The organism is Pseudomonas quasicaspiana (assembly GCF_021147825.1).
GTDB lineage: Bacteria > Pseudomonadota > Gammaproteobacteria > Pseudomonadales > Pseudomonadaceae > Aquipseudomonas > Aquipseudomonas quasicaspiana.
Window position 1 is genome coordinate 47,834 of record NZ_JAGTPI010000017.1, and the last position, 23,713, is coordinate 71,546.

General features: G+C 57.6%; 20 protein-coding genes and 1 riboswitch. Of the genes, 13 read left to right on the plus strand and 7 right to left on the minus strand.

The window, feature by feature from the left end; all coding sequences use genetic code 11:
• Positions 1–382: 382 nt before the first annotated feature.
• Complete coding sequence (gene gabP / locus KDX30_RS12755; protein ID WP_027899499.1) at positions 383–1,774, plus strand: GABA permease; 1,392 nt, start codon at positions 383–385, stop codon at positions 1,772–1,774.
• Positions 1,775–1,924: 150 nt separating this feature from the next.
• Here gabP and KDX30_RS12760 read toward each other — a convergent pair whose 3' ends face one another.
• Complete coding sequence (locus KDX30_RS12760) at positions 1,925–2,845, minus strand: LysR family transcriptional regulator (RefSeq protein WP_231676069.1); 921 nt, start codon at positions 2,843–2,845, stop codon at positions 1,925–1,927.
• 152 nt (positions 2,846–2,997) lie between these two features.
• Here KDX30_RS12760 and trhA point away from each other — a divergent pair, with 152 nt between their 5' ends.
• From trhA to hydA, 8 genes are all read left to right on the plus strand, one after another.
• Positions 2,998–3,615: a PAQR family membrane homeostasis protein TrhA gene (trhA, locus tag KDX30_RS12765; protein WP_231676071.1), complete on the plus strand. Its 618-nt coding sequence runs from the start codon at positions 2,998–3,000 to the stop codon at positions 3,613–3,615.
• 379 nt (positions 3,616–3,994) lie between these two features.
• Positions 3,995–4,771, plus strand: coding sequence for a transporter substrate-binding domain-containing protein (locus KDX30_RS12770; RefSeq protein WP_027902051.1), 777 nt, complete (start codon positions 3,995–3,997; stop codon positions 4,769–4,771).
• Positions 4,772–4,833: 62 nt separating this feature from the next.
• Positions 4,834–5,508, plus strand: a complete 675-nt coding sequence (locus KDX30_RS12775) for an amino acid ABC transporter permease (RefSeq protein ID WP_231676073.1) — start codon at positions 4,834–4,836, stop codon at positions 5,506–5,508.
• Positions 5,508–6,242 (plus strand): amino acid ABC transporter ATP-binding protein, encoded by a 735-nt coding sequence (locus tag KDX30_RS12780; protein ID WP_027902049.1) that lies wholly within the window; start codon positions 5,508–5,510, stop codon positions 6,240–6,242. Before KDX30_RS12775 ends, KDX30_RS12780 begins: the two co-directional genes overlap by 1 nt.
• Positions 6,243–6,263: 21 nt before the next feature.
• On the plus strand, positions 6,264–7,511 hold the full coding sequence (locus KDX30_RS12785; RefSeq protein ID WP_231676083.1) for a cysteine desulfurase-like protein: 1,248 nt from the start codon (positions 6,264–6,266) through the stop codon (positions 7,509–7,511).
• A 19-nt stretch (positions 7,512–7,530) separates the two neighbouring features.
• Positions 7,531–8,406, plus strand: coding sequence for a MurR/RpiR family transcriptional regulator (locus KDX30_RS12790; protein ID WP_122705840.1), 876 nt, complete (start codon positions 7,531–7,533; stop codon positions 8,404–8,406).
• A 60-nt stretch (positions 8,407–8,466) separates the two neighbouring features.
• On the plus strand, positions 8,467–9,363 hold the full coding sequence (locus KDX30_RS12795; protein ID WP_122395389.1) for an allantoinase PuuE: 897 nt from the start codon (positions 8,467–8,469) through the stop codon (positions 9,361–9,363).
• 24 nt (positions 9,364–9,387) lie between these two features.
• Positions 9,388–10,827, plus strand: a complete 1,440-nt coding sequence (gene hydA, locus KDX30_RS12800; RefSeq protein WP_231676093.1) for a dihydropyrimidinase — start codon at positions 9,388–9,390, stop codon at positions 10,825–10,827.
• 124 nt (positions 10,828–10,951) lie between these two features.
• Here the strand turns inward: hydA and KDX30_RS12805 are convergent, their stop codons facing one another.
• Both KDX30_RS12805 and KDX30_RS12810 read right to left on the minus strand, forming a co-directional pair.
• Entirely contained in the window at positions 10,952–11,671 is a 720-nt protein-coding gene (locus tag KDX30_RS12805) for a 16S rRNA (uracil(1498)-N(3))-methyltransferase (protein ID WP_231676096.1), read from the minus strand.
• 158 nt (positions 11,672–11,829) lie between these two features.
• A complete protein-coding gene (locus KDX30_RS12810) occupies positions 11,830–13,236 on the minus strand; it encodes an adenosylmethionine--8-amino-7-oxononanoate transaminase (RefSeq protein ID WP_231676097.1) in 1,407 nt (468 codons plus the stop codon).
• Positions 13,237–13,615: 379 nt separating this feature from the next.
• Between KDX30_RS12810 and KDX30_RS12815 the strand changes: the two genes are divergently transcribed.
• Entirely contained in the window at positions 13,616–15,475 is a 1,860-nt protein-coding gene (locus KDX30_RS12815; protein ID WP_231676099.1) for a flavin monoamine oxidase family protein, read from the plus strand.
• A gap of 285 nt (positions 15,476–15,760) precedes the next feature.
• Here the strand turns inward: KDX30_RS12815 and KDX30_RS12820 are convergent, their stop codons facing one another.
• Positions 15,761–16,111, minus strand: coding sequence for a hypothetical protein (locus KDX30_RS12820; RefSeq protein WP_164706121.1), 351 nt, complete (start codon positions 16,109–16,111; stop codon positions 15,761–15,763).
• Between the two features lie 476 nt (positions 16,112–16,587).
• Between KDX30_RS12820 and KDX30_RS12825 the strand changes: the two genes are divergently transcribed.
• Together KDX30_RS12825 and KDX30_RS12830 are read left to right on the plus strand one after the other, a co-directional pair.
• Positions 16,588–17,136 carry a cytochrome b gene (locus tag KDX30_RS12825; RefSeq protein WP_027902550.1) on the plus strand — a complete coding sequence of 183 codons (549 nt, stop codon included), beginning with the start codon at positions 16,588–16,590 and terminating at the stop codon, positions 17,134–17,136.
• Between the two features lie 27 nt (positions 17,137–17,163).
• Positions 17,164–17,742, plus strand: coding sequence for a YceI family protein (locus tag KDX30_RS12830; protein WP_027902551.1), 579 nt, complete (start codon positions 17,164–17,166; stop codon positions 17,740–17,742).
• Positions 17,743–17,976: 234 nt separating this feature from the next.
• Here KDX30_RS12830 and KDX30_RS12835 read toward each other — a convergent pair whose 3' ends face one another.
• The 3 genes from KDX30_RS12835 to ahcY all read right to left on the minus strand — a co-directional run bounded on the left by KDX30_RS12835 (position 17,977) and on the right by ahcY (position 22,745).
• Positions 17,977–19,884 (minus strand): DEAD/DEAH box helicase, encoded by a 1,908-nt coding sequence (locus KDX30_RS12835; protein WP_231676101.1) that lies wholly within the window; start codon positions 19,882–19,884, stop codon positions 17,977–17,979.
• A gap of 420 nt (positions 19,885–20,304) precedes the next feature.
• Entirely contained in the window at positions 20,305–21,150 is an 846-nt protein-coding gene (gene metF, locus KDX30_RS12840) for a methylenetetrahydrofolate reductase [NAD(P)H] (protein ID WP_027902554.1), read from the minus strand.
• Positions 21,151–21,335: 185 nt separating this feature from the next.
• The gene (gene ahcY / locus KDX30_RS12845; RefSeq protein WP_027902555.1) at positions 21,336–22,745 is read right to left on the minus strand and encodes an adenosylhomocysteinase; all 1,410 of its coding nucleotides are present in this window, start codon (positions 22,743–22,745) and stop codon (positions 21,336–21,338) included.
• Between the two features lie 22 nt (positions 22,746–22,767).
• Positions 22,768–22,873: riboswitch (S-adenosyl-L-homocysteine riboswitch) on the minus strand.
• A gap of 272 nt (positions 22,874–23,145) precedes the next feature.
• Between ahcY and KDX30_RS12850 the strand changes: the two genes are divergently transcribed.
• Complete coding sequence (locus tag KDX30_RS12850) at positions 23,146–23,550, plus strand: acyl-CoA thioesterase (RefSeq protein ID WP_122806071.1); 405 nt, start codon at positions 23,146–23,148, stop codon at positions 23,548–23,550.
• Positions 23,551–23,713: the final 163 nt, after the last annotated feature.

The following is a 23,713-nucleotide window of genomic DNA, read 5'->3' on the forward strand; positions in this document are numbered from 1 at the left end:
CAGGTGAACATAGAATCTCCCACGGATGTTCATATGCAGGCCTCAAGAGAGCCATCAACTGCCTGAGCCGTCCTGCTGATTTGTGCTTCTTTCTCTATGCCAATGCCGAGCACTCTGATAGTGCGCACTTAAACGCTCTGTGTATTTTTGGTGCGTTTTTCTCGCTCAAGGCTGTGCACATAGGTAACAAAACATGTCACTGGCTCGCTGAAACGATTCTTCTCGCCGTTAATCCGACCGCTCTAGCACTAACGTTTCCGAAAGCGACGTCGTTTTTGAGTCATTCTGGCGCAGAATTTGCGTAAAGAATAAAAAACGCCCCGTTTCTTTCCTTTTACGAAGACGGTTGGGCAGTCGCTCCGCACGCAAAGGTAGTTTTTTAATGAGCAGCATCCCTAACGCTTCAGAGCTCGATCAGGGGCTCAAACCTCGGCACATCACCATGTTGTCCATCGCTGGTGTCATTGGTGCCGGTCTGTTTGTGGGTTCGGGCCACGCAATTGCCGAAGCGGGCCCGGCGGTACTGCTGGCTTACGCCGCTGCCGGTACGTTGGTGGTTCTGGTCATGCGCATGCTGGCCGAGATGGCTGTTGCGGCACCGGATACCGGGTCTTTCTCGACGTATGCCGATCGCGCGATCGGGCATTGGGCCGGTTTTACCATCGGCTGGCTGTACTGGTGGTTCTGGGTCCTGGTGATTCCACTGGAGGCCAACGCCGCCGCTACTATCCTTCACGCGTGGTTCCCGAACATTGCCATCTGGGTATTCACGCTGGTGATCACCTTGCTGCTCACTGTGACCAACCTGTTCAGCGTAAAGAACTACGGCGAGTTCGAGTTCTGGTTCGCCTTGATCAAAGTGCTGGCAATCATCGGCTTTGTAGTACTGGGTGTCGCGGCTATTTTTGGCCTGCTGCCCAACAGCCAGGTGAGCGGTGTCAGCCATCTGTTCGATACCCAGGGCTTTTTGCCTAATGGCATGGGCGCTGTGCTGGCTGCGATGCTGACCACCATGTTCTCGTTCATGGGCACAGAAATCGTCACCATCGCTGCGGCGGAATCGAAGAATCCGGAAAAGCAGATCACCAAGGCCACCAACTCGGTGATCTGGCGGATCTGCCTGTTCTATCTGGTGTCGATCTTTATCGTGGTCTCGCTGGTACCGTGGAATGACCCGCGTCTGGCTGAAGTGGGCTCCTATCAGACCGTGCTGGACATGATGGGCATTCCAAACGCCAAATTGATTGTGGATATCGTGGTGCTGATTGCAGTGACCAGTTGCCTGAACTCGGCGCTGTACACCGCTTCGCGCATGCTGTTCTCGTTGGGTAAGCGCGGCGATGCCCCGGCGGTATCGACCCGTACCAGTAAAAGCGGTACGCCTTACTGGGCGGTCATTCTGTCTACTGCGGCCGCGTTCCTGACGGTGTTCGCCAACTACGTGGCTCCGGCTGCCGTATTCGAGTTCCTGCTCGCCAGCTCCGGCGCAATCGCGCTGTTGGTGTACCTGGTGATCGCGGTTTCCCAACTGCGCATGCGCCAGAAGAGCATTGCTGCAGGTGAAACCCTGTCGTTCCGCATGTGGCTGTTCCCGTACCTGACCTGGTTGGTGATCGTGTTCATCATCGGCGTGCTGGGCATCATGCTGGTTCAGGAGTCACATCGCGTGGAGATCATCGCGACGGGCTTGCTGAGTATTCTGGTGATTGCCACCGGCGTCCTGGTTTCCCGTCGTCGCAAGGGCGAAAGGGCTGGCAAGGCTGTGTTGAATTGACCGATTGACCCGCTGAAAACAAAACGGCCGCGATCAGTAATGATCGCGGCCGTTTTTGTTTGTGCTGTGAAATGCTTGGTAGGAGCGAACTTGTTCGCGAGGCGGTATCCCCGTTTGTGCAGGCCTAATGTCTCGCCAACAAGTTGCCTCCTACAGGTTCGTATGGCGGCTTGAATACATCCGTCCCTCGGCTATCAACGCCAACAGATTCGGGTCGCGCTCCTTCGATTTCAGAAACACCATGCCGATGTGCTGTTGCATGCGATAGCGCTGCTGCAGCGGTATCAGCTTCACCCGGTTCTCGTAAACCGCTGCGATACGCCCCGGCAACAGCGCATACCCCACGCCTGAGCTGACCATGCTCAGCAAGGTGAAGATGTCGTTCACCTGCATCGCTACCTTCGGTTCAAACCCTGCCTGCTGAAAAACCCGGATGCCATCACGATGTGTGGCGAAGCCTTGAGTCAGGGTGATGAACGTCGCCTCGCGCAGGTCGCTCAGGTCTACTTCGCTGTGTTGTGAAAACGGTGAGTCGGCGGGGACGGCGAGAAAGATGTCGTCGGAAAACAGCGGCAGATGTTCGCAGTCCGGGTCGTTGACGCTCTCGTCCAGTGACACCAGAATCGCGTCGACTTCCATGTTCTTGAGCTTGTAGAACAGGTCGATGTTAGAGCCCATGATCAAGTCGATGTTGAGCTCGCTACGGCGGATTTTCAGACCCATGATCAACTGCGGAACGGTCTTTACCGTCAGCGAATACAGGGAACCGAGCTTGAAGCGCGCGGCGGAAAATCCGGCGGCCTGACGTGTCAGCTCAACCGTGGCGAGCACGTCCTGAATCAGTTTATGGGCTCGCTCTTCCAGCACATAGGCGCTTTCCAGCGGCGTCAGGTTACGGCCTTCATGCTTGAATAGCGGGCAGCGCAGGGCGCTTTCCAGTGAATGAATGGCGCGGTGCACGCTGACGTTACTGGTGTTCAGGTCCGCGGCCGCTTTGGTCAGGTTGCCGGTGCGCATGAACGCCAGGAATATTTCCAGTTTTTTCAGGGTCAACTCATCGTCGATTTGCATGTCGTGAGGCTTCTTGTTTGAGTGCCCCGATTGTGCACATTTAGATAGCCACTGGCTGTAATAAAAAACTGTTTGGCTAACGCACGGCTTGCGCTTTACGTCCCTAAGCTAGAGCCTTGCGCTGCAGTTCAGAACGATGAGGTAGTGTGCGGATGTATTACGGAGAAAAATTCAACGCCTGGTCCCACCTGGTCGGTGCAGTGCTGGCTTTGATCGGAGCCATCTGGTTGCTGGCGATTGCCAGCCTTCAGGGTGATATCTGGAAGATAGTCAGCGTCGCGATCTACGGCGTAACGCTGGTGTCGTTGTACAGCGCATCGACCGTTTACCATAGCGTGCGCGGACGGGCGAAAACGATCATGCAGAAGGTTGATCACTTTTCGATCTACCTGTTGATCGCAGGCAGCTACACCCCGTTCTGTCTGGTGACCTTGCGCGGCCCCTGGGGCTGGACGTTATTCGGCGTGGTCTGGGGCCTGGCGGTGATCGGCATCCTGCAGGAAATCAAACCCCGCTCCGAAGCCCGGATCATGTCCATCGTGATCTACGCGGTCATGGGCTGGATTGTGCTCGTGGCCGTCAAACCCCTGATCGCTGCACTGGGCACGGCAGGCTTTACCTGGCTGGCAGCTGGCGGCGCGCTGTACACCATCGGCATTATCTTCTTCGCTTACGACACCCGTTTTCGCCACTGGCACGGGATCTGGCATTTGTTCGTGATCGCCGGGAGTCTGCTGCACTTTGTGGCGATTTGTTTTTATGTGTTGTGAGTAGTTGACGGCACTGCAAACCACTGAGATGTACATCTCTATGGGTTTACCCCGTTGTTCTTGATACCACGCTGTCGCACAGCAAACAGGGACCTGTAGGAGCTTGCTGTGAGACGGCGCGGTGCAATGGATGTCGGTCAGGTTGTGAATCTACGCCCCGCATCAGTGCACGCCTTCGCACCCCATCAAACGATTTCCCACCAACCCTCGCCGTAGCGCGCCGCCCCGTGCGGGCGCACCAAATCGGCAGGCTTTTGCACTGCATTGAAGCATTTAATTCATTATCTAAAACTGTTGAATTATTTGATTCTTGCTCCTAGTCTGTTCCTCGACCCGCCTGCTGGCGACTTCTTGCAACGACTGAGACCGGGAGCAAAAGATGAACGTGAAAGTACTCTTGAGTATGGCGGTGGCCACTGCGTTTTCGGCTTCTACCTGGGCGGCGGACTGGACGGTAGGGGCCAACGTGGGCAACGTGCCCTGGGAGTTTCAGGACGCCAAGGGCGAGATCGTCGGCTTTGAAGTCGATGTGGTCAAAGAAGTCGCCAAGCGGGCCGGCAAGACAGTCGAGTTTGTGAATATTCCGTTCAACGGCCTGTTCAGTGCCGTGCAGTCCAAGCGTGCAGACATCGCTATTTCGTCGATCACGATCACCCCTAAACGTCTTGAATCAGTGGGCTTCGCTCAGCCTTATTACGACAGCGATCAGTCACTGTCGGTGCTGACCAAATCTGGCATTGATGGCCTGAAAGGCATGCAGGGCAAAGTGGTCGGCGTCGACACCGGTTCTACGGGTGACATGTGGGTAACGGCGCATCAGGCCGAGTACAAGTTTGGCGATGTGTCCCGCTACGAAGGGCTTTCACCGGCGATGCTCGACCTTGCTTCCGGGCGTATGGACGGCTACATCAGCGATATTCCGGCCGTGCTCTATTACATCAAGGACAAGCCGCAATACCGGGTGGTCGCCCGTATTCCCACCGGCGAGAAGTACTCGCTGATGCACGCTAAAGGCTGGGCGTCTGCGACTCAGGTCAACGACATCATCACCGCCATGAAAAAAGAAGGCGTGATCGCAGGCTTGCACAAGAAGTGGTTTGGCGCTGACGCCGATCCAGAGTCCAGCACCGTCAAGGTTGTCGACGTACTCAAATAAGCGCGGCTAATTACCTCTGACTGTTCAAACCCGGCGCCCGGCGCTGTCACCAAGGAGTCCTGATGGAGCTGGTCCAGACTTTCTTCAACTGGGGTGTGTTTGTCGACGCACTGCCGCAGATGCTGCGGGGCCTCGGGGTGACGGTGTTGCTTGGCGTGGTCAGCATCATTCTTGGTCTGGTGGGCGGTTTGCTGCTGGCCATGCTACGTCTGTACGGCTATGCACCGATCCGGTTGCTGGCGCGAATTTACATCGATGTGATGCGCTCTATCCCGCTGTTGGTGTTTTTGGTGCTGATTTATTACGCACTGCCGTTTGTGGGAATTCGTCTTTCCTCGTTCGCCGCAGCGGTGGCAGCGCTATCGCTGGTGTCTTGCGCATACTCGGCAGAGATTTTTCGCTCCGGTATCGAAGCCATCCCGCGTGGCCAGTTCGAAGCAGCGGCGTCGCAGGGCATGAGCTTCTTCAACACGATGCGCGACGTGATCCTGCCTCAGGCCATGCGCATTGTTTTGCCGCCCATGACCAGTAACTGCATCAACGTCATGAAGGACACGGTACTCGCTTCGGTGGTCGCCATGCCGGATCTGCTCAAGCAGGCGACTCAGGCGCAGGCACTCTCTGCCAACCCCACGCCGCTGGTGGGCGCCGCAATCATGTATCTGTTGCTGTTACTGCCCCTGGTGCAACTGGTCAGTTGGGTTGAGCGGCGCAACAGCGCCGGGAGGAAGAGCTGATGAGCGCAGTCATCCAGATTGAGGGTGTTGCCAAGTTCTATGGCAGGTTTCAGGCCCTGGCGGATATCAACCTGTCAGTCGAGCAGGGCGAAGTGGTGGTGATCCTCGGGCCGTCAGGCTCAGGAAAATCCACGCTGATTCGCTGCATCAATCTGCTGGAGGAGTACCAGGAAGGCGAGATCCGGGTAGCAGATCAACGGGTCGAAACCGGACCTAAACTGGCAGGTATTCGCTGTGAAGTCGGCATGGTCTTTCAGAATTTCAATCTGTATCCGCACATGACGGTGCTGGCCAATGTGGCGCTGGCTCCGGTGCGGGTGCGTGGTTTATCGCGCCGTGATGCGCAGGATCGAGCGCGGGTATTGCTGGAAAAAGTCGGCATGAGCGCACACGCCGACAAATACCCCGGCCAGCTTTCCGGTGGTCAGCAACAACGCGTCGCTATTGCCAGAACCATGGCCATGGAGCCACGGGTGATTCTGTTCGACGAGCCGACTTCTGCGCTGGACCCGGAGATGGTGGGTGAGGTGCTCGACGTCATGCAGAACCTGGCGCGCTCAGGCGTGACCATGGTCGTGGTCACCCATGAGATGGGCTTCGCCCGTAAAGTCGCCGACCGGGTGATCTTTATGGAAAGCGGCCGGATCATCGAACAGAACAAGCCCGAAGCCTTTTTCACGGCGCCTCAGGAACCGCGAACACAGGCCTTTTTGCAGGCCATCCTGCACCACTGATTCCTTTTGGAGACTGCCCAATTGAACGCCCTCGATATCGATTATGTTCGCCGCCAGTTCCCCATGCTGGCTGACGGTTTTGCCTATCTGGACAACGCCGGTGGTTCGGCGGTGCTCGGGCGCGTGGCTGACCGGGTCCGCGACTACCTGATTCACAACAGCGTGCAATTGGGCGCGTCCTACAACGGATCGGCTTCAGCCGGTGCGCTGGTGCTGCAAGCCCGGGAGTCCGTGGCGCAACTGATCAACGCGTATCACGCCGAAGAATGCGTGATGGGCGGCTCGACCACGCACCTGCTGCAAATCCTCTGCCGCGCTGTTGCGCCTTCGATCAACAGCGGCGATGAAATCATCGTCACCCACAGCGATCACGAAGCCAATATCGGCCCGTGGCAGCGGTTGTGCGAGGAGCGTGGCGCGACGCTGCGAGTGTGGTCAGTCGATCCGCAAACTCTGGAACTGGAGCTCGACGATCTGGATGCACTGCTTGGCTCGCGTACCCGCTATGTGGCCATGACCCATGCGTCGAACATTCTGGGCAGCGTCAACCCGGTGGCCGAAGTCGCCCGTCGTGTGCACGCCGTGGGCGGCAAGCTGTGCGTCGATGCCGTGGCTTATGCGCCCCATCGTCTGGTAGATGTGCAGGCCAGCGGTGCCGATTATTACGTGTTCAGTTTCTACAAGGTGTTCGGCCCGCACTTCGCGGTTCTTTGGGGGCATCGTGAGGCGCTGCTGGAGCTGCCGAGCCTCAATCACTTTTTCATTGGTCAGGACGTGATCCCTTACAAGCTGCAACCGGGCAACCTCAACTACGAGTTGTCTTACGGCTGCATGGGCATCAACGAATACCTGCTGGATATAGGCCAGCGCCTGGGGGCCAGCGGCAGCCCGCGCCAGATCATGCAGGCAGCGTTTGATGCGTTCGAAGTGCAGGAAGATTTGCTCGCCGAAACCCTGTTGTCATTTCTGCGCGAAACCGAGGGTGTTCGCATTATCGGCAAGTCGCGTGTCACCTCTGGCGATCGGGTGCCGACCATCAGTTTCGTGGTGGAGGGTGTGGAATCGGAAGCCATCGTGCGGCGCATTGACGAACACAGGATCGGGATTCGCTTCGGTGACTTCTACGCGCGACACTTGATCGAACAGTTGGGCCTGGCCCGGTTCGGCGGTGTGGTACGTGTCTCGATTGCGCACTACAACACGGTCGACGAAATGCAGCGTCTGGTCCGGCATCTGGCCGAGGCGATCAACGACCTGCGTCCATCCTGATTTTTACGAGCGACCTTTCATGTCAGCAGTGCCTCAAACCCTTGCCGAGTTACGTGCGGCTATCGTCGAGCAGCAGGATCGTTTGACCGCGCGTATGCGAGATGCGGCGTGCTACCTCACCGAGCATCCCCATGACGTGGCGCTCAACACGGTGGCTGCGCTGGCGGAGCGCTCCGGTATTGCTTCATCGGCTTTTATTCGGCTGGCCAAGGCGCTGGGGTTCAACGGCTTCAGCGACTTGCAGCGATTGTTCAAGGCACCGTTGCAGCAGGCGGGTTCGTCGAGCTTCAGTGAGCGCATTCGTCACTATCAGGGTGAAGAACTACTGGAAGACCCGACCGATGTCGGCGCCATTCTGACCGCGTTCAGCCGGGCTAACATCGTGTCTCTGGAGCATCTGGCCGAGGGGCAGCAGGTCGAAGCGCTGGAACAGGCAATCACTCTTTTGCAACGGGCGCGCACCACGTTCGTGGTGGGCATGCGTCGATCATTCCCGATGGCCAGTTACCTGAGCTATGCGCTGAGTCGCGTCGGCCGTCGTGCCGTGCACATCAGTGGCCTTGGCGGTTCATTGCGCGAGCAAGTGGGCGCGCTGCACAGCGATGACATTCTGGTCGCCGTGAGCTTCCCGCCTTATGCAACGGAAACCATCGAAGCCTGCCAGCAGGCGGTTGCAGCAGGCACACCTATTGTGGCGATTACCGACAGCCTGCTCAGCCCGATCGGCCAGCACGCGGCGGTCATCATTGAAGTCAACGATGCGGAATTACTGGGCTTTCGCTCACTCACGGCGGCGTTCTGCGTGGCCCAGACCCTGGCGATGGGTCTGGCGTTTCGCGACGGTCAGTCGCTGAGCGGCCCTGATCATGATGCTTTGAAAAACATCGACTGCTGAGCCGAGTTTTGGCGGTCTGCTTGAACCCAACCATCTGCGCCTGTGCAGGAGATTGCTCTTATGGCTACACCCCTTCGCGATCTGGTCGGCTATGGCCAAAACCGTCCTCAAGGCACCTGGCCTAATGGTGCGCGGTTGGCAATCAGTCTGGTCATCAATTATGAGGAAGGCTCCGAGCGTTCGCTGGCAATGGGCGATCCCGATCAGGAAAGCATGACCGAATGGGGCAGCTATCAATTCCCTGATGGCGTGCGCAATCTGGCGATGGAGTCGATGTATGAATACGGCTCGCGGGTGGGTATCTGGCGGATTCTGGAGATCCTCGAAAAAGCCGGTGTGCCATCGACCTTCCACGCCTGCGCGGTAGCGTTTGAGCAGAACCCGGACGTCGCCAAGGCGGCCGTTGCGCTGGGTCATGAAGTCTGCAGTCACGGCTATCGATGGGAAGAGGTTTTCCGCCTGACCGAAGAGGAGGAGCGAGAGCACATTCGTCTCGCCGTGGAATCATTCGAACGCACCTGCGGCAAGCGCCCGGTCGGCTGGTATTGCCGCTACGGCGCAAGCGTGCGGACCCGGCGTCTGGTGGCCGAAGAGGGTGGTTTTCTGTACGACTCCGACGCCTATAACGACGACGTGCCGTACTACGTCGACGTTGAAGGCAAACAGCATCTGGTGGTGCCGTACACCAGCGACGTGAATGACTTCCGTTACTGGAACTCGCCCGGCCTGTCTCAGGCGTCGGACTTTTTCGAATACATGAAGGAAAGCTTTGAGGTGCTCTATGAAGAGTCTGCTGATGGCTTGCGCATGATGTCGGTGGGCTTGCACCCGCGCATGGTTGGTCGTCCGGGACGCGTGCGGGCGATAAAGCGTTTCATCGAATATGCCCAGGGCCACGAAGGCGTCTGGTTCGCGACCCGCGAGCAGATTGCCAAAGCCTGGATGAGCCGCGGCTAAACCCACTTTGAGGAGCACCGCGCCATGCAGGCTTTTGATTTAGTCATTCGCAACGCCAAAGTCATCACGGCGGCGGACAGTTTTGTCAGTGATATTGGCGTTCGCGACGGGCTGATCGTCGCGCTGGGTCTGGGGCTGGAAGGCGCTACTCGTGAAATCGATGCAGCCGGTCGCTCGGTGACGCCCGGCGGCATCGACAGTCATGTGCATCTGGATCAGCCCACCGGCGACGGTTCGGTGATGGCGGACGATTTCGAAAGCGGGACCCGCTCCGCAGCCTGCGGCGGCACGACGACGGTGATCCCGTTCGCCTGTCAGCAGAAAGGGCAAAGTCTGCGTGCCGCTGTCGATGATTATCACCAGCGAGCGGATGGCAAGGCGTTGATCGATTACGCTTTCCACTTGATCGTGACAGATCCTACAGAAGACGTGTTGAGTCGCGAGCTGCCTGAACTGATCGCCGAGGGTTACACCTCGTTCAAGATCTACATGACCTACGACGCGCTGAAACTGGACGACCGGCAGATCCTGGAGACGTTGTCTGTCGCACGAGCACAAGGTGCGGTGGTCATGCTGCACGCTGAAAACAGTGACTGTATTGCCTGGCTGACCGAGCGCCTATTGGCGGCGGGATTAAGCGCTCCGCGCTATCACGCAACGTCGCGTCCCATGTTGGTAGAGCGCGAAGCGACTCATCGCGCCATCGCGCTGGCTGAACTGGTGGATGTGCCCATCCTGATCGTGCATGTATCGGGGCGCGAAGCCATCGAGCAGATTCGCTGGGCGCAGGACCACGGCTTGAAGGTGTATGGCGAAACCTGTCCGCAATACCTGTTTCTGACCGCCGACTCGCTGGGCTGCGATGACAGTTTTGAGGGCGCCAAATGCATTTGCAGCCCGCCACCGAGAGACGCTGCGAACCAGCAGGTCATCTGGGACGGCCTGCAAAATGGCTCGTTTGAGGTGTTCTCCTCGGACCACGCGCCGTTTCGTTACGAAGGTCCGGACGGTAAACGCGCTCATGGCGAACATGCGCCCTTTTCGGAAGTGGCCAACGGCATCCCCGGCATTGAAACGCGCATGGCGTTGCTCTGGTCGGAAGGCGCCTGCACCGGGCGCATTACTGCGCAGGAATTTGTCGCGCTGACTTCGACCAATGCCGCACGGCTTTATGGCTTGTATCCGCGCAAAGGCAGTATCGCGATTGGCGCCGATGCGGATCTGGTGATCTGGGACGAAGGGCTGGATTTCGAGTTGCACAACGACCGCTTGCACCATCGCGTGGATTACACGCCATACGCGGGTATGCGCTTGACGGCCTGGCCTGCGTTGACCCTTTCACGGGGCGAAGTGGTGTGGGATGGCACAGCGCTGGGCGAGAAGGGACGCGGACAGTTCTTGCCCTGCGCAAGGCCGGAACCGGCCAAGGCCCGACGCAGAAAGACTGAGTTGCCTTACCTGTAGCGAGGAGCTTGTAGGAGCGCGCTTGCCCGCGATGGCTTTGTGTCAGGCACCATCAACGTTGGATGTGCCGGCATCATCGCGGGCAAGCGCGCTCCTACAGGTCCAGTATTGCGGCGCGATGAGATTAAAAATCCCCCCACAACTGCTGCGCCACGCTCAGAGCAACAACAGGTGCGGTTTCGGTGCGCAGCACGCGAGGGCCGAGGCGGGCGGCGTGGAAGCCAGCGTCCTGAGCCTGGTCGACTTCGGCGTCGTTCAAACCGCCTTCAGGGCCGATCAGGAAAGCAAGGGTGGTGGGTTTGCTGTGGCTGGTCAGCGGCTCTGCAACCGGATGCAGCACCAGCTTGAGTTCGGCATCGCTGCGCTTGAGCCATTCAGCCAAAGGCATAGGCGGGTGAATCACCGGCACCACCGAGCGACCACATTGCTCGCAGGCGCTGATCGCGATTTGCTGCCAATGAGCCTGACGCTTCTCGGCGCGTTCGTCCTTGAGGCGCACTTCACAGCGCTCGCTGACAATCGGGGTGATCTCTGTAACGCCCAGTTCGGTTGCTTTCTGAATCGCCCAGTCCATGCGCTCGCCACGGGACAAACCCTGGCCAAGGTGGATACGCAACGGCGATTCGGTTTGCCCGGGGAAGGTTTCGTCGAGCTTGACGCGCACGCGCTTCTTGCCGACTTCCAGCAAGGTGCCGCGAAACTCCTGGCCTGAGCCATCAAACACTTGCAGTGCATCGCCTTCGGCCATCCGCAGCACGCGGCCGATGTAATGCGCCTGGGCTTCAGGCAGTTCGTGTTCACCGAGGCTCAGGGTGGCGTCGATGAAGAAGCGGGACAGTCTCATGGTGGGTCTCTGAAATTTTGGTAAATCGCAGACCCTTTGTGGGAGCGAGGCTTGCCCGCGATAAGGCTAAATGCGATCTAAAGTGAACCGCGTGCAGCCTTATCGCGGGCAAGCCTCGCTCCCACAGGGGGAACGCGTTTCAAATCATTGATTGGGTTTTAGCCCGGATCACGAAAATCCGGGTGGAAATTCTCTCTAACGGCAACGCTGATGCTTTTACGCGTCGCGATGTCGATGCCTTCAGTTGCGACTTCGGCGAGGAAGTCGATCTGCTCGGGCGTGATCACATACGGTGGCAGGAAGTAAACCACGCTGCCCAGCGGACGCAATAGCGCGCCGCGCTCCAGTGCATGCTGGAACACCTGCAGTCCACGGCGTTCCTGCCACGGGTAGGCTGTTTTGGTGGCTTTGTCCTGAACCATCTCGATGGCCAGCGCCATGCCGGTCTGACGCACTTCAGCCACATGCGGATGATCCACCAGATGCGCGGTGGCGGTGGCCATACGCTGGGCCAGGGCTTTGTTATTTTCGATGACGTTGTCTTGCTCGAAAATATCCAGTGTCGCCAATGCCGCTGCACACGCCAACGGGTTGCCGGTGTAGCTGTGCGAATGCAGAAAGGCGCGAAGCGTCGGGTAGTCGTCGTAAAACGCGTCGTACACGTCGTCGGTTGTCAGCACGGCCGCCAGTGGCAGATATCCGCCGGTGAGCGCCTTGGACAGACACAGGAAGTCCGGGCGAATACCGGCTTGCTCGCAGGCAAACATGGTTCCGGTGCGGCCGAAACCTACGGCAATCTCGTCGTGGATCAAATGCACGCCGTAGCGGTCACAGGCCTCACGCAGCAGCTTGAGGTACACCGGGTGATACATGCGCATACCGCCCGCGCCCTGAATCAATGGCTCTACGATGACGGCGGCCACCGTGTCGTGGTTTTCGGCCAGGGCATGTTCCATTGCAGCGAACATATTGCGCGAGTGTTCTTCCCAACTCATGCCTTCGGGGCGGTGGTAGCAATCCGGGCTTGGCACCTTGATGGTGTCCATCAGCAGCGCTTTATAGGTTTCGGTAAACAACGGCACGTCGCCAACCGACATCGCGGCCATGGTTTCGCCGTGGTAGCTATTGGTGAGGGTGACAAAGCGCTTCTTGTCCGGCTGGCCGCGGTTGAGCCAATAGTGAAAGCTCATTTTCAGCGCGACTTCGATGCAGGACGAACCGTTGTCGGCATAGAAGCAGCGGGTCAGACCATCAGGCGTCAGTTTGACCAGCCGCTCGGACAGTTCAATCACCGGCTGGTGGCTGAAACCGGCAAGGATCACATGTTCCAGTTGGTCGACCTGATCCTTGATGCGTTGATTGATTCGCGGGTTGGCGTGGCCAAACACATTGACCCACCAGGAACTGACGGCGTCCAGATAGCGTTTGCCTTCGAAGTCCTCCAGCCACACACCCTCACCACGCTTGATCGGAATCAGCGGCAGGCTTTCGTGGTCTTTCATCTGGGTGCAGGGGTGCCACAAAACCTTGAGGTCGCGCTGCATCCACTGATCATTCAGGCCCATTGGTTTTCTCCGGATAGCGACTCGCATGGTGCGAGGACGAGCAATCGCGCAAGCCTATGCAATGCCCGGCTACGGGACAACCTTTAGTGCCAATTGGTTTTGGATGCGAACGCTTTCGTGCAGAAAACACAGATCCCGTAGGAGCGCGCTTGCCCGCGATGCGGTGTGTCAGCAAAAAACGTATTGCCTGAACTGTCGCCATCGCGGGCAAGCGCGCTCCTACAGAAAAAACCATTCATTCAGATAGTTTTTTTATGTTTGACAGGCGCCCGATGGACATCACTGGTAGCCCTGCTGCGGCTGGCGTATCCTTCGCGCCTCTGTGACGTATCGAGCGTCATTTACCGAAACCTCCCCTGCTTTTTTCGGAGTCTGCTGAATGCTTTCTGGTTGGCTGCGCGCCTGTGCGCTCGTTTTAGTTGGGCTGGTCAGCGTTTCGGCGCTCGCTAATGAAAAACAAAAGACTGCGATCGTGGTTGGCGGCGGGCTTGCAGGCCTGACAGCCGCATACGAGTTGCAAGCCAAAGGCTGGCAGGTCACGCTGCTGGAAGCCAAACCAGCGCTGGGCGGCCGCTCCGGTCTGGCTACTAGCGAATGGATTGGCAATACCAAGGCTCAGCCTGCGTTGAACCAGTATCTGGAGCGCTTCAAGCTGGCCACGGTGCCTGCGCCAGAGTTTGTCCGCACGCCGGGCTACCTGATTGATGGCGTTTATTTCAGCAAGGCCGATCTGGCGCTCAAGCAACCGGCGACCGCCGATGCGATCAAGCGCTACGAGGAAACCCTGGACAATCTGGCGCGCTCCATCGACAACCCGGAAAACCCGGCGGCCAACAGCACGCTGTTTGCACTGGATCAGATCAACGTGGCGAACTGGCTGGATCGTCTGACCCTGCCAGCCACCGCTCGCCAGTTGATCAATCAGGAAATTCGTACCCGCTATGACGAGCCGTCGCGCTTGTCGCTGCTGTATTTCGCACAGCAATCCCGGGTTTATCGCAACGTTGACGACCGTGATCGCCGTGCAGCGCGTCTGCCAGGTGGCAGCGCGGTACTGGCTGAAGCGTTCGCCAAGCAAATCAAAACCATCAAGACCAACTCACCGGTTTCCGCCATCGTTCAGGATAAGGACGGCGTAACGGTCAAGGCGGGCGCAGTCGGTTACAGTGCTGATTATGTGGTGCTGGCCGTGCCGCTTCGCGCATTGAGCAAGATTCAGATGACGCCTGCGCTGGATGCCCAGCACATGGCGGCGATCAAGAGCACCAACTACGGTTGGCGCGACCAGATCATGCTCAAGTTCAAGACGCCTGTGTGGGAAAGCAAGGCTCGCATGTCTGGCGAGATCTTCAGCAACACCGGTCTGGGCATGCTGTGGATCGAGCCAGCAACCAAGGGCGGCGCCAATGTGGTGATCAACCTGTCCGGCGATAACGCGCGGATCATGCAGGCCTTTGGCGACAAGCAATTGGTAGATCAGGTACTGATTCGCCTGCACACGTTCTACCCACAGGCTCGCGGCGCTTACACCGGCTACGAGATCCGTCGTTACAGCGTCGACCCGTCCACTGGTGGTTCCTATCTGGCATTCGGACCGGGGCAGATCAGCAAGTTCTGGCGTGTGTGGGAAAAGCCGATTCAGCGCGTAGCCTTTGCCGGTGAGCACACTGATACGTTGTACCCTGGCACGGTTGAAGGCGCGTTGCGCACAGGCCAGCGTGCCGCCAGTCAGGTCCAGGATCTGGCCGCTGGCAAGTCGTTTGAACCTGTGAAAATCGTCCCTGCGCCAGCACCTGCAGTGAAGAAGGACGAAGGTGGTTTCTTCAGTAATATGTTTGGCGGTTCGTCTGACAAGGCTGAAGCCAAAAAGCCTGAGCCAGCCAAAGCGGCTGATGCGGCCAAAGCTAAAGAGAAAGGTGGCTTCTTCTCGTGCTGGTTCGGCTGTGCTGAAGAGCCTGTCGCCAAGCCCGTCGAGAAAGCTCCTGAGCCAGCACCTGCTCCCGCTCCTGAGGCTGTAGCTCCGGTGGTTGCGCCTGTCGTTGCTCCGGTCAAAGCTGAGCCTGCCAAGGTAGAATCCGCTAAAAAGGCACCGGTGAAAAAGGCTGAGCCTGCCAAGAAAACTCAGACCAAGGAGCCTGCGAAAAAAGCTCCTGCCAAAACCCCGGCTCAGATTGAAGCTGACAAGAAAGCAGCTGCTGCCAAGGCGAAGGCCAAAGCTGCTGCTGAGGCTAAAAACTGATCGGACTGAAGTAGTAAACAAAAAAGGGCGCGATCTTGAGATCGCGCCCTTTTTCGTTTTGCTATTTTTAGGTTTGTTACCGGCAAACTCAACTTCTGAAAGAAATGCCCCTTCTCCCTGACTTTGCACTGTCTTGCAGAAAACGGATACCTGTAGGAGCGCGCTTGCCCGCGATTGGGTTTTCAGTCGATGAATATATCGCCTGTGCTCACGCGATCGCGGCAAGCGCTCCTACGGGTCGGTGTTGGCGGGAGGAGGCAATGCCTACAAAAATCTGGAAACCGCTTATTTTGCGCCCGTCGTCGCGAAGCTCTTGGCGCCTTCAACACGCCGATCTTCTTTGAGAACCCACTGCGGCTCGCTTCTGCACTTGTACTTCACGCCTTTACGTCGCGTGATAGCACTCACCTTGGTCATGCATTCTTCCCGGGATGCGTAGGCGTCTCCTGCCTTTCGCTCCTCCACACAGCCTTCCATACCACTGCACATTGTCATAACGACAAAATAAACAGTCATCATCGCGGTGTTGCTCCATTGATCGATGCGATCTAAAAGTCCTGCTCCGGTACTCGTTACTGTCTGAAGACGGGTTGCAGTGATTGATTTGGGCTTGGTGCAAGAGAGGCACAGGCTCATCCCTTGTAGGCCTGTGGGAGATGCTGAGGCTTATTCAGGTCGGTAACAATGGCCTAATGCTTCCATCTGTCGGAATAACGTCACTCATTGCGAATTCATTGGGTGGTGTCATTTTAATGAACATGGTTTTAGTCATTAATTTGACCTTTTGAGGGTTTTTAGCCTTCTTTGACGGGAGGTCAAGCAGGTAGTGCATCGGCCGAGGATTTAGGGCGAAGTGCCGCTCATCGCAGTTGAAAGGCCGATGGTCATGGCAAGGTTTTGTTACGAAGCAATTCTCGCGATGCTGGGCTTGAGTAATACGCGGGTTATCGCTTTTTCGTCTATCAATGACAGTCAGCATTGAATGCGGACGCGGCGATGGAGCTGATGAAAAACGTAACAATCGTATTATTCGATACTTCAAAGCGAAATTTTGCGCTTTCATTCGATAGATAAAAAGCTAGTCTGGCATCAACTCCTACAGGGTAATGGCAATGCAGTTACGCAACTCATCCTCTCGCTACGGTCTGGTCAGCATGGTGCTGCACTGGGGCGTTGCTGTTGCAGTGTTTGGTTTGTTCGCGCTAGGGCTGTGGATGGTAGGTCTGGATTATTACGACACGTGGCGTAAGGCCGGGCCCGATCTGCACAAAAGCATTGGCATCACGTTATTCGCCTTTATGTTGTTCCGCATTGTCTGGCGCCTGCTCAGCCCGCCGCCGCCGTCTCTCGCCAGCTATGGCAAGTGGACGCGAATCGGCGCGCACGTTGGGCATATGTTTCTTTATGTCGGTCTGTTTGCTGTGATGTTCGCCGGTTACCTCATTTCCACCGCCGACGGCGTGGGGATCCCGGTATTTGGCCTGTTTGAAATACCTGCGCTGTTCAGCGGTTTGCCTGATCAGGCCGAAACCGCTGGCTGGATTCACTTGTACCTGGCTTGGGTACTGGTGGTCTTCGCAGGGCTGCATGGTCTCGCTGCACTGAAACACCACTTCATTGATCGCGATGTGACCCTCAAGCGTATGCTGGGTCGCGCTTAATTGTTCAACCAAAACGGGAATAAAAGCATGTTGAAGAAGACTCTCGCCGCACTGGCTCTTGGTACTGCACTGTTGTCTGCCGGTCAGGCGATGGCCGCTGATTACGTGATCGACAAAGAAGGCCAGCACGCTTTCGTTGACTTCAAGATCAGCCACCTGGGCTACAGCTTCATCCACGGTACGTTCAAGGACTGGAGCGGCAAGTTCAGTTTTGACGCTGCCAAGCCTGAAGCCAGCAAAATCGACGTTGAGCTGAAAACCGCCAGCCTGTTCACCAACCACGCTGAGCGCGACAAGCACATCAGCAGCAAGGACTTCCTGGACGTTGCCAAGTTTCCTGAAGCCAAGTTCGTCTCTACCGCGGTCAAGTCTACCGGCGCAAAAACTGCTGACGTGACTGGCGACCTGACCCTGCACGGCGTGACCAAGCCGATCGTGATCAAGGCGACTTTCAACGGCGAAGGCAAGGATCCATGGGGCGGCTACCGTGCCGGTTTCAACGGTACTTCGACGCTTAACCTGAATGACTTCGGCATCAAAGGCCCAGGTCCTACCTCGCAAACTCTGGACCTGGAAATCAGCTTCGAAGGCGTTCAAGCCAAGTAAGCTTTCCGGTTGATCAAAAACGCCGACCTCAGGGTCGGCGTTTTTTTGTCTGAAATACAACGATTGACTGTGGGAGCGAATTCATTCGCGAAGGCGGCGTCTCAAACGACGAATATGCATTGGATGTACTGGCCTCTTCGCCAATGAATTCGCTCCCACAAGGATCGGCTTCAACAGGGTTTCACACACAAAAACGCCCCGAACCAGTCGGGGCGTTTTTTGTTCCGGCCTTGCTTAACCTTCGCGGTTGCGGGTCAGCAGGGCTGGTTTTTCACCGCGTGGGCGGGTTGGCAACTGATCGAGTTGTTCAGCGGACGGGAACCGGTCGCTTTTCGACTCTTTGTGCATGATCTTCGGTTGCGGCTGGCTCTGGCTGTCGCGAGGACCGCGAACTGCCGGTTCCTGACGGGCCGAGTCATCGCGTGCCGGACGGCGGTTGCGCGGGTTCTCGTCACGGCGAGCCTGACCATCGCGTGGAGCACCGTTACGAGGGCCGTTGCGCTTGGCTGGTGGCGTACCGGTGGATGCACCACCGCCACTACTGCGCGGACCACTTGGGCGCGGGGCGCGAGCGGCTGGAGCAGCGCCGGTACCCGTGCTGGCTGCCGGAGCGCCAGGACGACGACCGCGGCTCTGGTTCTTGTCCTTATACGGACTGACGTAATCAGCGCGGTTGCCGAAGTTATCCACTTCGTCATCCAGAAACTCGTCCGGGGCGCGATCTGCAGCCGGGCGCGGTGCAGCTGCGCGAGGATTTGACGCACGCTGTTCGCGAGCCGGAGCACCTTCACCGCGAGGCTTCTGTTGTTCACGCGGCTTGCGGGCCGGACGTTCACCAGCAGCGGCTGCCGGTTTTTCCTTGCCCTTATCTTTGCCTTTGTCTTTGCGACCACCGCCACCGCCGTTCGGACCATCGCCACGAGGGCCGCGCGGATTGCGTGGGTTACGCACGTCCGGACGCTCGCGAACTTCAGGCTTCTCGGCTTCTACTGCGGACATGTCGAAGCCCATCAGATCGCCATCGGCAATCTTCTGCTTGGTCATGCGCTCGATGCTTTTGAGCAGCTTTTCTTCGTCCGGAGCAACCAGCGAAATCGCTTCGCCGTTACGGCCTGCACGGCCTGTACGACCGATGCGGTGAACATAGTCTTCGTCTACGTTCGGCAGTTCGAAGTTGACCACGTGCGGCAACTGGTCGATATCCAGGCCGCGAGCGGCGATGTCAGTCGCAACCATGATGCGTACTTCACCGGCCTTGAAATCGGCCAGCGCTTTGGTGCGAGCGTTCTGGCTCTTGTTACCGTGGATCGCCACAGCGGTAAGACCGTGTTTGTCCAGGTACTCGGCCAGACGGTTTGCGCCGTGTTTGGTGCGAGTGAAGACCAGCACTTGCTCCCAGGCACCCTGAGTGATCAGGTGCGCCAGCAGCGAACGCTTGTGGTTGGCGGGTAGGCGGAACACGCGTTGCTCGATACGCTCGACCGTGGTGTTCGGCGGCGTGACTTCGATGCGCTCCGGGTTGTGCAACAGCTTGCCTGCCAACGCTGTGATGTCGTTGGAGAACGTCGCTGAGAACAGCAGGTTCTGACGCTTGGCGGGCAGACGTGCGAGCACTTTCTTCACGTCGTGTACGAAGCCCATGTCGAGCATCCGGTCGGCTTCATCGAGCACGAGGATTTCAACGTGGGACAGGTCGACACTGCCTTGACCGGCCAGATCGAGCAGACGGCCAGGGCAGGCCACCAGCACGTCTACGCCACGGGCCATGGCTTGAACCTGTGGGTTCATGCCGACGCCACCGAAGATGCAGGCGCTGACGAACTTCAGATCGCGGGCGTACAGCTTGAAGCTGTCATGCACCTGGGCGGCGAGTTCGCGAGTCGGGGTCAGGACCAGTACGCGGGGTTGGCGCGGGCCGTGACGTTGAGATTTGTCCGGATGACCGTTGGGAAACAACCGTTCCAGGATCGGAAGGGCGAAACCACCGGTTTTACCAGTACCTGTCTGGGCGGCAACCATCAGGTCGCGACCTTGCAACACGGCGGGAATGGCCCGCTGTTGCACCGGAGTAGGCTGGGTATAGCCCGCTGCCTCGATGGCGCGAACTAGAGCCTCGGAGAGACCGAGGGAAGCAAAGGACATGAGTAATCCTGTTTTAGTTAGAGCTTATGCTCAAAGGGAAGTCTTGCCTGGCGCGAATGGCGTTCAGGCTTCGTCGAAACTGCCTGAGCGTCGACCATGCTGTTCGGTGAACAGAGTGATCGCGGCTCGGTGTTTTCGTTCAAGCTTTGGAGAACGCAGTCCCGTCCGGTCCTGCTGGGCCTTCAGTGCATCTCGTGACGCTGCGCAATAAAAGAAGATGCGCTATTGGCGTGATCGAGGAGCCTGAAACAAGACCGAGCATCCGGGCGTAAGCCTGGCGGGAAGGCCGGAGTATAACAGAGCAAACGCCAAGCGCTGCTTTCCTGCTGCTCAACGGTGTCTATACCGGTGAATGCGGCAGTTGTCTGGAAGCGCTGGCAGGTCACAATGCGCGAAACCTGCCAGCCACGCAACCTCCGCTTAACGCGGCAACTTCAGGTTGTTCCAGACCGCCAGGCTCGGTTCAGCCTGGTTCAGGGTATAGAAGTGAAGCCCTGGCGCGCCACCTTGCAGCAGGCGTTCGCACATCTCGGTGATGACTTGTTCGCCAAACGCCTGGATGCTTTGCACGTCGTCGCCGTAGGCTTCCAGCTGCTTGCGGATCCAGCGCGGGATTTCCGCACCGCAGGCATCGGAGAAGCGCGCGAGCTTGCTGTAGTTGGTGATCGGCATGATGCCCGGCACGATTGGCAGGGTAACGCCTTTCTTCTGCACGCGTTCCAGGAAGTGGAAGTAGCTGTCGGCGTTGAAGAAATACTGGGTAATTGCGCTGTCGGCACCGGCCTGGGCCTTGTGCACGAAGTTCTTCACGTCGTCATCAAAATTGCGCGCCTGAGGGTGCATCTCAGGATAAGCCGCTACTTCGATGTGGAAATGGCTGCCGGTTTCTTCACGAATGAACGAAACCAGGTCGCTGGCGTAGCGCAGTTCACCGCTGGACATGCCCATACCCGAGGGCAGGTCGCCGCGCAGTGCAACGATGCGCTTGATACCGGCTTCCTTATATTGGTTCAGCAGAACGCGCAGGTCATCCTTGCTGTCGCCAACGCAGGACAGATGCGGTGCGGACGGTACTTTTACTTCGTTTTGCAGCTGCATGACGGTGTTGATCGTACCGTCGCGCGTGGATCCACCGGCACCATAAGTGCAGGAGAAAAAAGCGGGGTTGTAACTGGCTATCTGACGAGCAACGTTCAGAAGCTTTTCATGGCCAGCCTCGGTCTTCGTCGGGAAGAATTCGAAGCTGAAGCTGCGGTCTTGGGACATGGTGGAGGGAACCTCCAGCTACAAGCTGCAAGCTAAAAGCTGCAAGAGGGCAATGCGCCCAATCTTGTCACCAAAGCTTGCAGCTCACGGCTGCGTAAAAACGATAAAGAAACAAGCGCCAAGCCCAAGCCACAAGTAAATGAAACGCTTTTACTTGCCGCTTGAAGCTTGAAGCTTACCGCTGCTTAGTAGCGATACGCGTGCGGCTTGAACGGACCATCAACGGTCACGCCGATGTAGTCGGCCTGGGTTTTGGTCAGTTTGGTCACAACGCCGCCGAAGCCGCGAACCATTTCCAGGGCCACTTCTTCGTCGAGTTTCTTCGGCAGTACTTCAACGGTCAGACGCTCGGCTTTTTGAGCCGGGGACAGATCGGCGTACTTCTGACCGAACAGGAAGATCTGCGCCAGAACCTGGTTGGCGAACGAACCGTCCATGATGCGGCTTGGGTGACCAGTGGCGTTACCCAGGTTAACCAGACGGCCTTCGGCCAGCAGGATCAGGTAGTCGTCGTTCTGGGCATCGAATGCGCCAGGGCCGGTACGGTGGATCTTGTGTACCTGTGGCTTCACTTCTTCCCATGCCCAGTTCTTGCGCATGAAAGCGGTGTCGATTTCGTTGTCGAAGTGACCGATGTTGCAGACCACAGCGCGTTTTTTCAGCGCTTTGAGCATGTTCGAGTCGCAGACATTGACGTTACCAGTGGTGGTCACGATCAGGTCGATCTTGCCCAGCAGTGCTTTGTCGATGCTTGCTTCGGTGCCGTCGTTTTCACCGTCGATGAACGGCGAAACCAGCTCGAAACCGTCCATGCAGGCTTGCATGGCGCAGATCGGGTCGACTTCGGTGACTTTAACGATCATGCCTTCCTGACGCAGGGATTGAGCCGAGCCCTTGCCCACGTCGCCATAACCGATAACCAGCGCTTGCTTGCCCGACAGCAGGTGGTCAGTACCACGCTTGATAGCGTCGTTCAGGCTGTGACGGCAGCCGTATTTGTTGTCGTTCTTGCTCTTGGTCACCGAGTCGTTAACGTTGATGGCCGGGATTTTCAGCTCGCCTTTGGCCAGCATGTCCAGCAGGCGGTGAACGCCAGTGGTGGTTTCTTCGGTCACGCCGTGAACGCGGTCCAGGATGGCCGGATATTTCTTGTGCAGCAGCTCGGTCAGGTCGCCGCCGTCGTCGAGGATCATGTTGGCATCCCAAGGCGCGCCATCTTTCAGGATGGTTTGCTCAAGGCACCACTCGTATTCTTCTTCAGTCTCGCCTTTCCAGGCGAAAACAGGGATACCGGCAGCAGCAATGGCAGCAGCGGCCTGGTCTTGAGTGGAGAAAATGTTGCAGGACGACCAGCGAACTTCGGCACCCAGGGCAACCAGGGTTTCGATCAGTACGGCAGTCTGAATGGTCATGTGTATGCAGCCGAGAATCTTCGCGCCCTTGAGCGGTTGCTCGCCGGAGTATTTGCGGCGCAGGCCCATCAGTGCAGGCATTTCGGATTCAGCGATGATGGTTTCGCGACGGCCCCAGGCAGCCAGGGACATGTCGGCTACTTTGTAGTCGGAAAAATCTGCGGGCGTAAGTACTGCACTCATTAGAGAGTCTCCATTCGTAGTGTGCGAATGGGCGCCGTTGTGCGTTTAAGGTTCGACAGGGACAACCCGGTCAAACAACGCCCCATCCGAGCCTGACAGGAAAACCTGCTGCAGCGCCCCTCGGACAGGTGGCGGGAACGGTATCAAGTGAAGATGACCGTTTTGAAACGGTGGGGATTATAGCCAAGCTGACTCATCTTCCCAATGTTTTCTATCGGCGGATGCTCGGCTAACTTCAATCTGATGATTGAAAAAGTGCAGTAAAGCGGACGGAGGGTACGGCTGTAACGTGCTCAATCCAGCGTAGCCTTATCAATTCAATAGAGGGCGATGACTGTGCTGATATCAGCTGTGTCTGCCATGATGACCGGCATCAATCCGCAGACGATCAGGAGCAGACATGAACTTCCACACTCGCAAGTGGGTTAAACCTGAAGACCTCAACCCCAACGGCACCCTGTTCGGTGGCAGCCTGTTGCGCTGGATCGATGAGGAAGCAGCGATCTACGCCATCGTGCAACTGGGCAACCAGCGCGTGGTGACCAAGTACATTTCAGAGATCAACTTTGTCAGCGCTTCGCGTCAGGGCGACATCATCGAGTTGGGTATCACCGCCACCGAATTTGGCCGCACTTCGATCACCCTGACCTGTCAGGTCCGCAACAAGATCACCCGCAAGAGCATCCTGACGGTTGAGAAGATGGTGTTCGTCAACCTCGGCGAAGATGGCCTGCCAGCGCCGCACGGCAAAACCGAAATCACCTATGTGAAAGATCAGTTCAAGGAAGAGTCGATCGACGAATAAACCGAAGCGGCCGGTCTTGTCTGGAAATGCGGTCTCCTGTGGGAGCGGTGCTTGCCCGCGATAAGGCTGGACGCGGTTCACTTAAGATCGCGGTGTCCCTATCGCGGGCAAGCACCGCTCCCACAGGGTTTTGCGTCGTCTATCAGCTCGCAGGCAAACATCG

Bases quoted from the DNA above. Each gene is read 5' to 3' on its own strand.
- KDX30_RS12760 (WP_231676069.1), bottom strand. From the start codon at position 2,845: ATGCAAATCGACGATGAGTTGACCCTGAAAAAACTGGAAATATTCCTG.
- gabP (WP_027899499.1), top strand. From the start codon at position 383: ATGAGCAGCATCCCTAACGCTTCAGAGCTCGATCAGGGGCTCAAACCT.
- KDX30_RS12810 (WP_231676097.1), bottom strand. From the start codon at position 13,236: ATGGGCCTGAATGATCAGTGGATGCAGCGCGACCTCAAGGTTTTGTGG.
- KDX30_RS12815 (WP_231676099.1), top strand. From the start codon at position 13,616: ATGCTTTCTGGTTGGCTGCGCGCCTGTGCGCTCGTTTTAGTTGGGCTG.
- KDX30_RS12795 (WP_122395389.1), top strand. From the start codon at position 8,467: ATGGCTACACCCCTTCGCGATCTGGTCGGCTATGGCCAAAACCGTCCT.
- KDX30_RS12825 (WP_027902550.1), top strand. From the start codon at position 16,588: ATGCAGTTACGCAACTCATCCTCTCGCTACGGTCTGGTCAGCATGGTG.
- KDX30_RS12780 (WP_027902049.1), top strand. From the start codon at position 5,508: ATGAGCGCAGTCATCCAGATTGAGGGTGTTGCCAAGTTCTATGGCAGG.
- trhA (WP_231676071.1), top strand. From the start codon at position 2,998: ATGTATTACGGAGAAAAATTCAACGCCTGGTCCCACCTGGTCGGTGCA.
- KDX30_RS12790 (WP_122705840.1), top strand. From the start codon at position 7,531: ATGTCAGCAGTGCCTCAAACCCTTGCCGAGTTACGTGCGGCTATCGTC.
- metF (WP_027902554.1), bottom strand. From the start codon at position 21,150: ATGTCCCAAGACCGCAGCTTCAGCTTCGAATTCTTCCCGACGAAGACC.
- ahcY (WP_027902555.1), bottom strand. From the start codon at position 22,745: ATGAGTGCAGTACTTACGCCCGCAGATTTTTCCGACTACAAAGTAGCC.
- hydA (WP_231676093.1), top strand. From the start codon at position 9,388: ATGCAGGCTTTTGATTTAGTCATTCGCAACGCCAAAGTCATCACGGCG.
- KDX30_RS12850 (WP_122806071.1), top strand. From the start codon at position 23,146: ATGAACTTCCACACTCGCAAGTGGGTTAAACCTGAAGACCTCAACCCC.
- KDX30_RS12770 (WP_027902051.1), top strand. From the start codon at position 3,995: ATGAACGTGAAAGTACTCTTGAGTATGGCGGTGGCCACTGCGTTTTCG.
- KDX30_RS12805 (WP_231676096.1), bottom strand. From the start codon at position 11,671: ATGAGACTGTCCCGCTTCTTCATCGACGCCACCCTGAGCCTCGGTGAA.
- KDX30_RS12830 (WP_027902551.1), top strand. From the start codon at position 17,164: ATGTTGAAGAAGACTCTCGCCGCACTGGCTCTTGGTACTGCACTGTTG.
- KDX30_RS12835 (WP_231676101.1), bottom strand. From the start codon at position 19,884: ATGTCCTTTGCTTCCCTCGGTCTCTCCGAGGCTCTAGTTCGCGCCATC.
- KDX30_RS12775 (WP_231676073.1), top strand. From the start codon at position 4,834: ATGGAGCTGGTCCAGACTTTCTTCAACTGGGGTGTGTTTGTCGACGCA.
- KDX30_RS12820 (WP_164706121.1), bottom strand. From the start codon at position 16,111: ATGAGCCTGTGCCTCTCTTGCACCAAGCCCAAATCAATCACTGCAACC.